Below are 13,057 nucleotides of genomic sequence, written 5' to 3' on the forward strand. Positions count from 1 at the left end.
GCTTGCGCGCACACGACGGCCGAACCCACAAAGCTACTTTCGAAGGAATCCGCCGCAATGACTACTTCTGAGACAGACATGGTCAACCCCATGCTCGGTGCTGATGAAATCGGCAAGAGGTTCTTGAAGTTGCTGGAAGGCCTGGAATCCAGGAAGGATTTAACCGTTGATAGAGTGCGCGAAGTCACCGGTATTTCCCTCAAGAAGGTTACCTTCCCCTCCGAGAATCTTGAGTCCTATATCCATGGTCAAGCACTGAGCAATGGATGGAATTATTCTTTGGAGCTGACTCCCGAGTCTCGCTCTCTCAAACAGGGCATCAGCCTATCCTTCATTAATGACAACGATGAATTTTCAAGCTTGGAAGGCAATTGCGTCGATTTCGAGAAGTACAAGCGTTCACTCGTCCAGATGGGATTTGTCGAGTCGCCGGTGTACGGGGAAATTGGTCAATTGCAAAGCTGGCGGCTTGCCAAATTTGCAAAAGATGGTAGCGCCAAGGATATCGTGATCTCAATCGTTCCTCAGAATGAAGCGCCTGGTTCGTCTGGCCGGCTCTGCGTCAAATCAATTGGAACTTTGAACTAACCAAGGACGAACGCCGATGGCCGCCCCCAGCCCGCAACTCGAATCAGCGTTAGCCCGGTTTGCTGCGTCTGGAGGCAACCAAGATCAGGTTGCTCAGCTTCGCGGTGCGCTGATAGCTGACCCTAAGCTGCTGCAGCAGTTCGATCAGGAAGCGCAAGCAGGTCATCTTCGAGGCTTTGCGCTGCAAGCGGCAAACAATTCAGCGCCGAATCTCGCTGGAACTTACAACATACAAAGCGGTCTCATTACGCTGCCTTCAACAAGCATCCAGCCGACGGGAACATCAGCAAGTAACGACCTAAAAGCCACTCTGCAAGTTCAACAGATGTCGGTCGCGTTTGCACACAGCACCTATCAGGACTCTGCAAGAAATAGTCATCCTGTGACACAAGATATGGTCGACAACCTGCAATCGACCATCAATGGCTCACCGTTTTTAGCCGACGAGATCAAGAAGTCTGCGACTACGGTCGATCCTTCGGACAGGCAGCGCCCCCCGAGGGCACACCTCGAAGGTTTTGGCTTCTTGGGCCCAGGCATGGCGGCTGGTGGTACGTACGACGGTAGCAACAAGATAATGAATTTGCCGCCGCTCGGTCTCCAGACAGGCTCGGCGGCTAACCCTCACGGGACTTTCAATGATAAAGACATGACATTTGTGCTCGGGCATGAGATCCAGCACAGTTTTAACCATGCATCTAAAGATCACGCTACACATAAATTTCTAGCGGATATCGAAACCCAATCGAAGATCCGAGGCCCTGTACATGACTACACGGACGAGCTTCGCAGCTACATACAGGCTGGACGTGAGGACGAAGCCAAGGCGGAGATCGCCGGCTGGAATGCATTGCTCAGTAAGCAACAGCAGATCAATCCCAGTGCAGGCCTGAAGGAAATGCACGGAACGCAAATTGACAGGGTCAATGATTTTGTCAAAAAAGATCCTTCCACCGGCCTTGTCACCGGCAAGCCAGGTTTGACGTTCAACCAAGACGGTAGCCTCTCTCAGACGTCCGGAAATATTACGGCTATGGGACACCATTATTTTGATAGACCCTCGCCGCTCTATTCGCAGCCTGGCCAACGCCCAGTTGGCATCGGCGAGCACCGCAATCCGGCGGGCGCTCTCCAACCGACGGCCGACTATCCCAATTACTACGGCACTTGGGGGGTAGAACAGATCCTTCAGGCAGAAGATCGCGCAAACGTGCTGCATCAGGGTGTCCGTCCACAGGTGACGATCGATATGGCCGCGTTAGGCCTGAAAGAACATCTGATCGAGAACGAAGGCCTGGACCGAGGGCCGAACAAGGCGCCGTTTCCGTATCACGACAGCAGCACCGCGCCACCCTCGCTGCACCATTTCGACCACACCCAGGATGGCAGCGTGCATCGGGCGCACGACCATACCTACGTGCCGGTGGTACCCAGCGCTCCTGCAGCAGCGGGACCGCGCGGCCCGGACGATCCTGCACACCCGGACCACGCCATGCTCGAGCAAATTCGCGGTGGCGTGCGCAAGATCGATGAGAGTGTGGGCAAGCCCTATGACGACATGAGCGAACGTGTGAGCCGCAGCCTGCTGGCCGCCTGCAAGGACAACAGCGAGGCACATCCGCACGTCACAAACTATGCGCTCGCCAGCAACGCGCTCAGCCGTGTGGACCATGTGGTGATGAGCAAGACGGGCAACGTGTTCGCGGTGGAAGGCCGGATGGACGATCCTGCGCATAAGCGCGCGCATGTGGAGATCGATCAGGCGATCCATATCCCCATAGAACAATCCGACCAGAAGTTGCTGGCCGCCAATCAAGCGATCGCGCAAGAAAGAGCGCTAGTGCAGCAGCAAGAGCTGGCGCGCGGCATGAACGAGCCTGGCCCGAACGTGCCGACCAGATAGGTCGCAAACTGCCCGAGCGTGCGCATGACCGCCAAAACCAAGCGGACTGAGCCACCTGTGCCTGCAACGCATGCGCTAGGATCTTTGCGTATAGGGGGAACACCATGGACAGGATCACGACTGCACGCTGTGTCGCGCTGGCGCTGACAGTGTTGTGCATATTTGCGTACGTACAAGGCGTGTCGGCACAGAGCATGCGCTCGGCCACAGGCAAGGCGACGAGCAAGTACATCCCACCAACGCAGCAGCCATACAACTCCATGGCCCGCGACACCACGCCGTTCAATTGCGACCAATACCGCGCGCACCCGCATCCGGGCATGGTGCGTTACTGCCAGGGCATCGAGAACATGACCCTGCGTAACGAGGCGCGCAGCCAGGGGCGCCCCGCTCCATCTGACTCTATCATCGCGCTGCCGGGCCTAGGCACGGCAGAGGCCAAGCAGCTGGGCTATGCATGCGTAGGCGGGCAGGCGATGCGACGGCTACGTAACGGGTGGGAGCGGGTGTCGGCGGCGGCGGGTGGATGGCAGCGGTGCCAGGGTGGCTAGGTGACTCAGGTTGGCAGGCGTGCGTGGTGCATCTGCCGGCTGCTTCGTGATGTGCCGCTAAGGCGCACAAGCCGTGTGCTCCACCCGTTGCTCAAGAATCTCGCGCACCGCGCTGGCAGCGTCGAAGATGGCCTGGCCCAGGGTTGGCAGCGTTTGTGCGTGCAGGCACTGTAGGGCGCTCATGGCGATCACGTCGCCATGGGCGGCGATGGTGCGCATCAGGCGGTCGAGTTGGTCGATCTGGTCCAGCGTGAGACAAAAGACGGCGGCATGCGGGTGCATTGCGTGATCCTCTGTGAGGCGGGCGCGTGCGCACGCGGCGCGGCATGCGCGCAGCGCGCCTGAAGGGTGGCCGTGCACCTGCGCGGCGGCACGCGCACGGTGGGGCCGGTCAGTCTGTGGGCGCCACGCTCACCACCAGCTCGCCATCGCGCAGGCGGATGTGCAGCTTGCTGCCGATGGCAAAGCCCAGTTGTTCCAGCCAGCGGCCACGCAGGCGCAGCGTGGGCACGCGTAGGTCGCTGGCGGGGTAATAGCCGTAGCCGACGGTGCAGTGTGTTGGGGCACGCGGGTGGCCGGGGCGTGGGGGCCGGGCCTCGGCGCGGGGTTGGGGGATGGGGGTGCGCTCGACGTAGGGCCGCGGCTTGATCGTGGGGTCGAGCGAGTGCCAGCCGATCTCGGTGGGTGGCGGCTCCGTGGCGCGCTTGCGTGCGGATGTGGAACGGGACGTGGGTCGACGCATGGCAAAGCCCTCCTTGACGAACAAGACCCGTCGCACGACGCAACGGGATGTCGGGAGGCTAGAAACCACACACAGACGGCGGGCGTTTTCCCAAAGAAATTCGCATTAGCCGCTTTCCGACGCAAGTGTCACGCCGATTACGCCTGCAAGAAACTGCACGCACAAAAAACCCACCGGTCTGACGGAGGTGGGTGCCGCTGTGTGAGGAGTTTCTAGGCTCCTTACAGCGAGATTGCTACGCGTTGGGTGCTGTGTCAACTGGTTGCAGCGACTCATTGCAGTGCTGCGCTGAGTCAGAAAATTCTTTTATGTAGGCGGCTTCTCCGCACCCGGACAGTCACCTCAGCTTGACCCTGCCCTGCGCCGCCCGCACACTTCCAGCCGGAGCCTAGAAACTCCTCACACAGCGGTACCCACCTTCGAGTTTTGGTGGGTTTTTTGTGCTCGGCCATCTGGCCTGGCACTGCTCGGCGTTCCTACGCCGGGAGGGCGGCGAATACAACACCCGCAAGGGGAATAAGCCCGCCGGCTGTGTGCGGTTTCTAGCCTCCCGGCATCCCGCTGCGTTGTGCAGCGGGAGCTGCCTCACGGCAAGGAGAACGGCATGCACAACGAACCCGGTTCCTGGATGTCCGAAGGCACGCAATACCACCTGCTGCGCGTACGCGACTAACTGCGCCTGCTCGCCACGCTGGGGACGCCAACAATTCCACTGCAGCAGTGGACCCATTGCCTGCAGCATCTGGCCGAGCAGGTTGACGATGTGCTTGCGAGTTGGGCACTGCCTGATGGGTGCTCTCTCAGTTCGAAAGGGGCGCTGAGTATCGAAAAAATGTGCGGATGTCGCCAAGCGGCCTGATCCACACGCATGTGCAACGCCTGAGCTAGGATCGGCACTTACATGGGGAACACCACGGACAGGATCAACACCATCGCGCGACTTCTCGCTATAGCAACGGCAGAGCGGCATGTAGCCGCATGCGCGCGACCAGCCAATGCCCAAAGGATGCGCTCGGCCACCAACACTGCGACGAACAAATGCCAGGGCGTCGAGAACATGCCTTCCTCAATGAAGCACATCGCTAGGGAAGCCATGCTCCCCGGATTCCATCATCCCGTTACTGGCACTGGACACTACAGAAGCCGAGCAGCCGGCCTACGAGTGCGTACTCGGCGAAGCGATGAAGCAGTTGCGGAATGGTTGAAAGCAGGTATTTGCTGCTGGGTGCGAGCAGTGGTGTAGTGTCGAGGTGGACGAGGTTGGTTCTTTTATTTCCGTGCTATTAGTGAAAAGCAAAAGCAAAAGTCGATATTTATGAGATTACGTATCAAGAATTTTGTATTTTTCACCAAATTTTATATTAAAAGACACACTTTGATAGGTTCCTGCTGCCATCACAAAGCAGGCATCAATAGATACAATTCTTCACATTCCTGCCAAGGCAACCTCAATGATCGATGCGGAACTATTTATCTCTGTGGACATCGAGTCGTCCGGCCCAATACCCGGCGAGTTCAGTCTTCTTTCTATCGGAGCGGTGAGCGTTGATCAGCCACAAGTGTCATTCTATATTGAACTGCAACCAGACAGTCTTAAGCATGACCCAGAGTCGCTCGCTGTTACCGGCTTTGATATCGCTCAATTGGCAAGAACGGGAATTGAGCCGCGAGAGGCGATGCAACGATTTTCCGGATGGCTCTCAGAGGTTTCAGCTTTAGGCCAAAAACCGATCTTCCTTGGGCTGAATGCCCCGTTCGACTGGTCCTTTGTCAATTACTATTTCTATAAGTATTGCGGCAGCAATCCATTCGGTTTCGCAGCACTCGATCTCAAAGCTTATTATATGGGAGTGGAGGGAATTCGGTGGGATGAAACGAAGTCCAGCCGCATGGCCCGCACTCTCGGTCCAGCACTGAGTGCTACGCATAACGCATTGGACGATGCTCGTTATCAAGCAGAGCTCTTTCGATTAATGAGAAAACGAAGAATTCTTCAGGGGTAACCAGGACTTACTAGCCGCCTCTCCGCTTGGATAGGGTTGCAGCCATGGAACAACCAGGCCTGAATCCCTCCCGGCTGATTAGACTGGCCGACAATCACTGCCAAGGGATTTGGAAGTATTGAAGAATTTAACTGAGCAAATTGGGTGATGCTCTTTATATCTGTTGGCGATATTTTGGGAATCTTCTGAGGATGCGTATGCCAATGACCAACGAGACGAAGCCCCTTATCATTAAAAGCCTGTACTTCACTCTTGCATCGTTCTGGATCCAGCTCCAACCAAGCCCAACCGGCGCGATCCTTGGGGTGAGGAGGCGTAGCGACGGCAAGCACAGCGCCTCGAGGATCATTGGGATCGACGAAAAGTTGTCCGCCGCGTTCGCTATTCCAGGCCCTTTGCCTGTGAGTTGAGAGCATGGCAAGAAGGCACCCGGGAACTAATAAGGTCCCTTCAACCGAGGGCCAACTCCAGGCCCATACAACCTCTTTAATTGATGTCAATTTCTCGGCCATGGGCGCTCAAGTGTCATTTCCATTGTATTTTTTGGAAAATCTGGTCCGACGTATTCCCCATGCAGCGCATTGACGCTCTGTGGATTGTTAATGCTGCTGATCCATAGAGGCCCGTCTGTACCGGACGTAAGGTGTCTGATCACGACTCCAGAGACCATGGATGCAATGGAGCTCATACCTAAGCCGCCGCCAGGAATGAAGCTCTGTCCACAGGCAGGAAGCGGAACGCTGTCACCTTTGAACCAATTTGTGTACTTGTTCCGAAATGTGCCATCGTCCATGAACAGCGGTCGGGCATCTGCCTTAACGGTAGGAGCTAATAAGGCGTGGCCCACAATTGCGTGCGGCTCACTCCATGCTTGGACGAGCGCCCACTTGGCACCTTCGCTTTTTATTCGCCACAACGTCGTCTCAGACTCCCAATCCGCACTGGTCACGATCACTAGATCGGCTTGCTCGAAGACGTCCGGTTCGTTGAATAGAGCGAGCTCGACATGAGTAGGAATTGCCTTGACCTTGACTATAGCGATGTCTCGATGGAGGCGATTACGCATCGCCAGCGCCTTGTTCTGTCCAAGCTCATCGGCACCAAGAACATGGCGTCCCAAATTGCTCGCTATGAGCTCATCGGGATCAATCAGTGTCAGGTTGCCGACCCCAGCTCTGGCTAGATGAAGCGCCACGGGACTGCCCAGGGAGCCTTGGCCAACCACCACAACGTGGGTCTTCTCCAGTGCAACTAGGTTAGAGCTCAGGTCTCGTGAGAAAACTTCAGTTCTATCCAGCACATTGATCACTGCGGAACGCACTAGCAGGGAAGGTTGAGCTGAAGAGGAAGGCAACCGGCGTCCCGCGCGGACTCCTAGTCGGCTATTTCTATCCTTCTGAAGTGATCGATCTCGCAAATTAATGCAATAGATCGGGGCGCCACTGTCACCAGGTAACTCAAGCGCAATCCATCTGCTAGCTAACGAACTGGACTGACCAAACCAGAAAAGAAGCTTTGAATTGTCCGCCTTCGATAGATGCGGCCCTAGCCACGCGAAAAGTTCACCTGGGGCTGGTGCCTTGATATCCGGATAGCTCTTCAGCTTTGCGTAGAATGCTGCCTTAGCTGGACTTCTGATTTTAATGCGGAGTCCGGCAGCGAGTTCTAAATGCTTGCCAATGGCGACCGTGTCGTCGGAGAGCCATATAGCTTCGCTGCCTTGTTGACGCCCCATACGAGGATCTGTAACGGCGAACAATTCTCCGGAACAGGATAGTCTCCGTAACAAAGTTACGCCTTGAGTGGATTGAGTTTGCTGTAATCTCCAATAGGACATCGCCTCACGCTGGAACTCCTCTTTCCTATGATTCGCGTCAGCCGTGGGGAGAGACATGCCAACTATCTTTCTCAGACGAGATAGGCTGTCGTTAACTATCGTCTCTGGTGTGCCCGTGACTGGCTTCTGCCGAAACCCATGCAAGCACAGGCCCGTCTCCATTGCATGCGGCCAAACAAGCCAGGGCGATGGTTCTACGCGAAGGCGCAGGGCGGATCGAGGAAACGCTGTTGGGAAAGCAATTCTCAACCACCGCTGCACCCCCGCATAGTCTTCTGGCAGAGGAAAGCGGAACGCAGCTGCCTCTCCAACTTTAGGAATCAATGGCTGCAAGAGGGATACTCCCTCATCGCCAAGATAGGTTCGGAGCGCTGTTATTCCACGCTCCACTGGTGATTTTTCTTTAACCGAGGCGTTCAAGAGATCGTACGCCATCTTGCGACTGACTTCCTGAAACGCTGCTGCCAAAGACGGAGCCGATAGTAGCGATGTTTCGGGTGTGCCCGATCTTCCTGCCGGGCATCGTCCAGTTCCCTGGGATATCATTGTTGATCATAGTTACGAAAGTACTTCCAAGAGCGAAACGCTCATTGATTGCGTCGTTAAAGGACTCCGCAGATGGAAACTCTTGAAGACCAATAGAGATTGATTCCTTAGCATCCGCATGCCACTTGTGGAAGGCACTGACGTATAGACGCCCCTCGTCCTCTCGATTCCACTTCTCGGCAAAGTTTTCGGCGTTGTCCTCCGGATTGCAGATCAGATACTCGCCGTTTTCATAACGGATGTATTCGCTCATGTTGGCTACAATTTCGACAATCGCGTCCAACGGTCGCCGAGGCCTGTTAGACGAGTCCGCAGCTACGTCCTCGTAGGCTCGGGTGGCAAGGGTTGTAATCACTGCAGAGATAGGCCGGTGAGAGAAATCTTTGTTCCTAATAGCCCACTCGTCCCGGTGACGCTTCAGAAGTTTGATCGTGGCACGCAGTGGATCATTATCGATGTATTGATCGTACTCAGGAAGCGGCGCTTGAGTTGCAGAGTCCATCGCAAGAGCCTTTTTGGCGAGGACCGCAACGCTCTCAAGAGCGATCTCTTTCTTTGAAGCAGCTTCGAGCCACCCGAGGTAGGGAATAGGGCTACTTGCCTTCCACGCCATCAACTCACGATCAGGAACTTCCAGCTTTCCTTGGCCATTTTCCTCCGAATTGCCAGAAATAGCGCGGGCGGGCGTTACATCAATATGGAAGCCCGGGTTTTCATCTGCATAGATGATCCGGACGCCTCGGCGGAGTAGCTTGACGTCGGCATCCACACGAGTTCCTTCCTCAATCCGATCATAGATCTCAGCTAGCACGGATTCTGCTGAGGCTCCATCTGCATTGGGTAGCCAAACAATAGCGTCTGCATCGACTGTTCCAAGGTCCTCCGGTGCGCCGGAGATAGGCTTAATCGTCGTCCTGAGGCCGATAGACCCTTGTACAAAGATGTGGGCGTTGCCAAGAAGCGGGCTGGCGGCAGCGTTTAGGATACCTTGAAGCACCTTGTACCGTGCATTGATCGTTTCGTATTGCGCTTCAGTCAAAGAAATAGTTCTGGCCGCGCGCAAAAGAAAATACTCCCAACTTCCAATTTTTGATTCGTATTCAGAAATCTGACTCATGCGCGATCTCCTGGATTGATAGTTAAGGCTTGTACGAAACGCCCCTCATTGTTTTTGTCACGGTCATAGATGACGTAGATATGCTGGTGTTCTGTTGTCATCAATGCGCCGAGCTCTATGCAAAGCGCTGCTGGAGCTGAGATGAAGACATGGATTGGCTCGGAAGTGAGTGCTTCTAGCCTGCTCATGAAGATCTGGAGAGCATCCCTGAAGGCGTGGATGACGCGGCGATTCTTGAGCATGGCGTAACTAGGCTGATCAATAGTGAGCGTAGCAATGCTTGCAGCCGGCACCGCGGCCAGTACATCGCGCTCTGGAATCTGCGCCGAGATAGAAATAACAAGTGCTAGGCAGCGGGATCCTTCCGGTGGTTCAACGAGACGATAGTCCGGTGGAGCCGCATCAAGGTCAGGCCACTTCAACCCGTGCTCACGATTCGGAGAGAAGATGAGCCGATTGGATCGGTCTCCGATCGTTTGTCCGAGCATGATCAAAGCTGGTATGTCCGCTAAACCCACAACCGCTAGGGTCGGTAGATCACCATAGCGACCACCTCGCCGGTATAGCTGGCGATCTAAGTTATGTCGAATATCTTCCTGGATATTTTCCCAGTACCGCCCGCTACGCCCTGACTCGCCGGGCTCTCGAAGATCTAACTTGATGATGTCGCCAAAGGCTACAAGCCCTTCTCCGGACATCGCCATGGCAAGATCCCGCTTTGAAATGTCGTTTACTGTAACGAAATGACTGCTTTGTACGATCAGGCCTACAGCCCGACCAGCGTCAGGTGCAGTGGCCGCCAAGCGAATCCGTTCAATATAGGCTTCGTGAAGCCCAGTCAAGTCTGTCTTCGGATAGCCCTCAGCGTCTCTATCAATCTTGTTGTGACAACCAGGACAGAGCAGCATAAGGTTGGCGGTATCGTTGGTTAGCTGCGCGGCTTGTTGAGCATCGTGGCCGGCCTCTGCTCTTGGACCCTTCGGGCTCGCCGGCATTATGTGGGCAACTTCTCCCCACTGCATGTCTTGCGCCACCCGGAAATCACGCGTTAGATCACAACCGCACATTTCGCAGTGCCCTGCCGACCTAATCCAGGCCAGTTTTTTCACTGGCTCAGTAGTGTGAAATCTTCCTCCCGCCCCCACGTGTTGAGTTTCAGCAGTGGACGTATCTGCGACCTTCTCAACTGCTGGCTTCACTTGGTCGCTCCTTGGCGGCATAAATAGTGGTGGATTGGTCTTGATGTTTTTTAAATTCAGCTTCTAACATTTTGTGATGATAACTATTTTTGCTGTTCCTCAAAAACCAGGAACTCTGACGAATCCACTAAAATCTCAGCGGAAGGCTTCGCCCAACAGTAATTCGAGCTGGCGCCAGCTGTTGGCGGCCAGATTCTCTAGCGTTGTACGGGTTCCTAGCAGTTTGCGGCACTGATAGCTGCCGATAAACGAAGCGAACGCAACAAGACAGCAAACGCTCAGCACTATCCTTGCGAGGGCCGCGAGCGCTGCGCTGATGTCTTGATTAAAACCTTGTATAGGTGGGCTGCTTTGCTGCGACAGCAGCCACTGCGCGTCGGTACGGATGGCCAAAAACGCGCCACTCCCCACAGCGAGCCCAAGCGGCCATGGTGATGACCGCACAGCCGTAAACCCGGTACTTCCCCTTCTGCTTCCCATGCATGAAACCCCCGTTCCAGTCTGCACACTACCGTTATGTAGTGGTTTTGTCAGCGGGGCACCCGACATTTTGTACTAGCGGTGTCATCCGCTGTGATTGCGCGCACTGAATTGCATGGTGAGAGGCGCCCGTTTTTGTGCGAGCGCCTCTACCATTTACTGCAGCGTTCGCTTATTTCTTCTTGCCGCTTTTATCCGGCGTTTGACTCAAAGCGGACCCGGCCGCTGTTTTTGAATCCTTACCGGTACTACCGCTACGCAAGACCTTGCTTGCGGCCTTGGCCGCTTTAGGGCCGGTTTTCTCGTTGGTCGCCATGCGTGTGACCTCCTCGCCACCCCAGTGGTGGCATGGCGAAACTAGGCCGATTATGGTGCCCGCACAAGTCTGGCTACAGCGCGCGAGACGGCAGAGATACTGCAAGACCGCCGGTGCGTTATCTGGGCCAGTTATCTGGCGATATGCTCGGTGCTGTGTGCCTGATGTTTTAAAGCCGGCGTGCCACAGCACTGTGCCAAGCCGTCACTGCGGCGAGGGTTCGGGCAACAGCTGCCGCGCCTGGCCCCAGGTGAGCATTGCATCCAGTGCGGGGCACAGGGCCTGGCCCCATGGCGTAAGGCGGTAGTCCACCTGCGGCGGTACCTGCGCGTAGACGGTGCGTAACACCAGGCCGTCGCGTTCAAGCTGACGCAACTGTTGGGCGAGCATCTTCTGCGAGATGGCGGGAATCAGCCGTTCCAGATCCGAGTAGCGCTGCACCTTGCCGTCGAACAGGTGAAACAGCAGCAGCAGTTTCCAGCGGCCTTCGATGAGGTTGAGCAGGGCTTCGACATCGCACGCGGCGGTGTCCGGAGTGTGCGGCTTTCCCATGGGTGCGTGACTTACCTTTGCGTGCGTTCTTGTGACAGGCGATGTCGCTGCCGATCATGGCATACCGTTTCCATCGAGCACCGCCGCCATGTCGCTTGCCCTGCCCCCCGCCATTGCCTGCTTCTTTGCCGCCAGCAATGCCGGCGATGCCGCGGTGCTGCTGCCGCACCTGGCCGACGATGCGGTGGTGCAAGACGAGCACCGCCAGCACCGTGGCGCTGCCGCCATTGCTGCCTGGCTGGCACAGACGCAAGCCACCACGCCATATCGCGCGGTGCCGCTTGGCGTGCACACCCAAGGCGAGCAAGTGAGTGTCACCGCGCAGGTGTCTGGCGATTTCCCGCAGAGCCCGCTGCAGCTGGAGCATGTGTTCCAGCTGGTGGGCGGCAAGATTGCTGCATTGCAGATTCATTGACGCGGCATGCCGGCGTGTTGCGCTGCTAGCACGTTCCCGGATGCGGACTTTCCACAGTCGCGTTACGCAACCGCGCGCGATTGGTGAGCGGTTGTTTGGTACCTCGAGTGCGCGTTGCGCCTCTGAGGAAATCTCGGGCGGCGCCTAGTCGCCTTCTGCCTGAAGTCGAAACACCATGCCGCCCTGTTCCGTATCTTCGCCAAAGGTGACTGTGACCGTTGCGTCTGCGTTGATGACCTCATGACGAAAGGACAGCTCGGCGTTGTGCAGTCTCAGGCTGCTATCAAATGCGGTGCCGCTCGATAGGCAGGCCACCGAGTCCATTACCGTGGCGTCTGCAAGCTCTGTTTGCCCATGCTGCATCAGGTAGGTGCAGACGGCCTGCGCGGCGGGGTCCCCACCGTGCTCACACCGTTTGGTGGAAAGCGCCTGCTCTTGCGCGTGCTTGAAGTTGGTTCCCCACGCGGTACGGAACGCAAAGCTGCGTGTCTGACCCGGCTGTACTGCACCGACAAAGGCGCGCAAGACCTCGCATAACTCAGCGGCCGGGGCTGCGTGGGCGGTTGCCAACGCCGACAGCAGGATCGAAGGCGCCGCAACATAGAGAACGAAGGCGCGCATGGCGCTCTGCTGAAAGAAGACCTGCACAGTATTGGCTCAGCCGCATTGCGCCGCAACGCCGGTCCGCGCTGAAGGCGGGGTAGGGATACGCATGCGCCTGGTGACTGCGGCGCGGCGAAGGCATCCCCCCATCCTCGGCGCTTCGATGCCTGCAGGGCCCATGCGCAGCCTGCCAGACGAGCGGTGG

15 protein-coding genes and 1 pseudogene are annotated in these 13,057 nt (G+C 56.6%); 6 read left to right on the forward strand and 10 right to left on the reverse strand.

All coding sequences use genetic code 11. The features are described from left to right. Window positions 1-57: 57 nt before the first annotated feature. The 3 genes from NYR97_RS08070 to NYR97_RS08080 all read left to right on the forward strand — a co-directional run bounded on the left by NYR97_RS08070 (window position 58) and on the right by NYR97_RS08080 (window position 3,042). Entirely contained in the window at window positions 58-588 is a 531-nt protein-coding gene (locus NYR97_RS08070) for a hypothetical protein (RefSeq protein WP_316697455.1), read from the forward strand. Between the two features lie 16 nt (window positions 589-604). Further along, window positions 605-2,491: an XVIPCD domain-containing protein gene (locus tag NYR97_RS08075; RefSeq protein WP_316697456.1), complete on the forward strand. Its 1,887-nt coding sequence runs from the start codon at window positions 605-607 to the stop codon at window positions 2,489-2,491. 104 nt (window positions 2,492-2,595) lie between these two features. Then, window positions 2,596-3,042, forward strand: a complete 447-nt coding sequence (locus NYR97_RS08080; protein WP_316697457.1) for a hypothetical protein — start codon at window positions 2,596-2,598, stop codon at window positions 3,040-3,042. Window positions 3,043-3,099: 57 nt separating this feature from the next. On the opposite strand, the gene NYR97_RS08085 is transcribed toward NYR97_RS08080, so the two are convergent. Next, a complete protein-coding gene (locus tag NYR97_RS08085) occupies window positions 3,100-3,324 on the reverse strand; it encodes a hypothetical protein (RefSeq protein ID WP_316697458.1) in 225 nt (74 codons plus the stop codon). A gap of 109 nt (window positions 3,325-3,433) precedes the next feature. After that, the gene (locus NYR97_RS08090; protein WP_316697459.1) at window positions 3,434-3,784 is read right to left on the reverse strand and encodes a SymE family type I addiction module toxin; all 351 of its coding nucleotides are present in this window, start codon (window positions 3,782-3,784) and stop codon (window positions 3,434-3,436) included. A 604-nt stretch (window positions 3,785-4,388) separates the two neighbouring features. Here NYR97_RS08090 and NYR97_RS22420 point away from each other — a divergent pair. Together NYR97_RS22420 and NYR97_RS08095 are read left to right on the forward strand one after the other, a co-directional pair. Further along, window positions 4,389-4,553, forward strand: a pseudogene (locus NYR97_RS22420) (XAC0095 family protein); the annotation flags it as partial. A gap of 682 nt (window positions 4,554-5,235) precedes the next feature. Then, window positions 5,236-5,787, forward strand: a complete 552-nt coding sequence (locus tag NYR97_RS08095) for a 3'-5' exonuclease (protein ID WP_316697460.1) — start codon at window positions 5,236-5,238, stop codon at window positions 5,785-5,787. Here the strand turns inward: NYR97_RS08095 and NYR97_RS08100 are convergent. From NYR97_RS08100 to NYR97_RS08130, 7 genes are all read right to left on the reverse strand, one after another. Continuing rightward, window positions 5,778-6,299, reverse strand: coding sequence for a Mov34/MPN/PAD-1 family protein (locus tag NYR97_RS08100; protein ID WP_316697461.1), 522 nt, complete (start codon window positions 6,297-6,299; stop codon window positions 5,778-5,780). The two genes, NYR97_RS08095 and NYR97_RS08100, sit on opposite strands and share 10 nt — an antisense overlap. Next, window positions 6,284-8,059 (reverse strand): HesA/MoeB/ThiF family protein, encoded by a 1,776-nt coding sequence (locus tag NYR97_RS08105; RefSeq protein ID WP_316697462.1) that lies wholly within the window; start codon window positions 8,057-8,059, stop codon window positions 6,284-6,286. Before NYR97_RS08105 ends, NYR97_RS08100 begins: the two co-directional genes overlap by 16 nt. After that, window positions 8,028-9,287, reverse strand: coding sequence for a nucleotidyltransferase domain-containing protein (locus NYR97_RS08110; protein WP_316697463.1), 1,260 nt, complete (start codon window positions 9,285-9,287; stop codon window positions 8,028-8,030). The genes NYR97_RS08105 and NYR97_RS08110 overlap by 32 nt, the downstream gene beginning before the upstream one ends. Beyond that, a complete protein-coding gene (locus tag NYR97_RS08115; protein WP_316697464.1) occupies window positions 9,284-10,486 on the reverse strand; it encodes an SAVED domain-containing protein in 1,203 nt (400 codons plus the stop codon). The genes NYR97_RS08110 and NYR97_RS08115 overlap by 4 nt, the downstream gene beginning before the upstream one ends. A 135-nt stretch (window positions 10,487-10,621) precedes the next feature. Further along, complete coding sequence (locus NYR97_RS08120) at window positions 10,622-10,879, reverse strand: hypothetical protein (RefSeq protein WP_316697465.1); 258 nt, start codon at window positions 10,877-10,879, stop codon at window positions 10,622-10,624. 259 nt (window positions 10,880-11,138) lie between these two features. Further along, window positions 11,139-11,282 carry a hypothetical protein gene (locus NYR97_RS08125; protein ID WP_162866341.1) on the reverse strand — a complete coding sequence of 48 codons (144 nt, stop codon included), beginning with the start codon at window positions 11,280-11,282 and terminating at the stop codon, window positions 11,139-11,141. A gap of 204 nt (window positions 11,283-11,486) precedes the next feature. After that, complete coding sequence (locus NYR97_RS08130; RefSeq protein WP_255086456.1) at window positions 11,487-11,834, reverse strand: winged helix-turn-helix transcriptional regulator; 348 nt, start codon at window positions 11,832-11,834, stop codon at window positions 11,487-11,489. 88 nt (window positions 11,835-11,922) lie between these two features. Between NYR97_RS08130 and NYR97_RS08135 the strand changes: the two genes are divergently transcribed. Further along, window positions 11,923-12,249, forward strand: a complete 327-nt coding sequence (locus tag NYR97_RS08135) for a nuclear transport factor 2 family protein (protein WP_316697468.1) — start codon at window positions 11,923-11,925, stop codon at window positions 12,247-12,249. 144 nt (window positions 12,250-12,393) lie between these two features. Here the strand turns inward: NYR97_RS08135 and NYR97_RS08140 are convergent, their stop codons facing one another. Beyond that, window positions 12,394-12,870, reverse strand: a complete 477-nt coding sequence (locus NYR97_RS08140; RefSeq protein WP_316697469.1) for a hypothetical protein — start codon at window positions 12,868-12,870, stop codon at window positions 12,394-12,396. Window positions 12,871-13,057: the final 187 nt, after the last annotated feature.

It is taken from the genome of Xanthomonas hydrangeae (assembly GCF_032697525.1).
Taxonomy (GTDB): domain Bacteria; phylum Pseudomonadota; class Gammaproteobacteria; order Xanthomonadales; family Xanthomonadaceae; genus Xanthomonas; species Xanthomonas hydrangeae.

Excerpts from the sequence above, each read along its gene's own strand:
- NYR97_RS08070 (WP_316697455.1), top strand. The coding sequence starts at position 58 with ATGACTACTTCTGAGACAGACATGGTCAACCCCATGCTCGGTGCTGAT.
- NYR97_RS08075 (WP_316697456.1), top strand. The coding sequence starts at position 605 with ATGGCCGCCCCCAGCCCGCAACTCGAATCAGCGTTAGCCCGGTTTGCT.
- NYR97_RS08080 (WP_316697457.1), top strand. The coding sequence starts at position 2,596 with ATGGACAGGATCACGACTGCACGCTGTGTCGCGCTGGCGCTGACAGTG.
- NYR97_RS08085 (WP_316697458.1), bottom strand. The coding sequence starts at position 3,324 with ATGCACCCGCATGCCGCCGTCTTTTGTCTCACGCTGGACCAGATCGAC.
- NYR97_RS08090 (WP_316697459.1), bottom strand. The coding sequence starts at position 3,784 with ATGCGTCGACCCACGTCCCGTTCCACATCCGCACGCAAGCGCGCCACG.
- NYR97_RS08095 (WP_316697460.1), top strand. The coding sequence starts at position 5,236 with ATGATCGATGCGGAACTATTTATCTCTGTGGACATCGAGTCGTCCGGC.
- NYR97_RS08100 (WP_316697461.1), bottom strand. The coding sequence starts at position 6,299 with ATGGCCGAGAAATTGACATCAATTAAAGAGGTTGTATGGGCCTGGAGT.
- NYR97_RS08105 (WP_316697462.1), bottom strand. The coding sequence starts at position 8,059 with ATGGCGTACGATCTCTTGAACGCCTCGGTTAAAGAAAAATCACCAGTG.
- NYR97_RS08110 (WP_316697463.1), bottom strand. The coding sequence starts at position 9,287 with ATGAGTCAGATTTCTGAATACGAATCAAAAATTGGAAGTTGGGAGTAT.
- NYR97_RS08125 (WP_162866341.1), bottom strand. The coding sequence starts at position 11,282 with ATGGCGACCAACGAGAAAACCGGCCCTAAAGCGGCCAAGGCCGCAAGC.
- NYR97_RS08130 (WP_255086456.1), bottom strand. The coding sequence starts at position 11,834 with ATGGGAAAGCCGCACACTCCGGACACCGCCGCGTGCGATGTCGAAGCC.
- NYR97_RS08135 (WP_316697468.1), top strand. The coding sequence starts at position 11,923 with ATGTCGCTTGCCCTGCCCCCCGCCATTGCCTGCTTCTTTGCCGCCAGC.
- NYR97_RS08140 (WP_316697469.1), bottom strand. The coding sequence starts at position 12,870 with ATGCGCGCCTTCGTTCTCTATGTTGCGGCGCCTTCGATCCTGCTGTCG.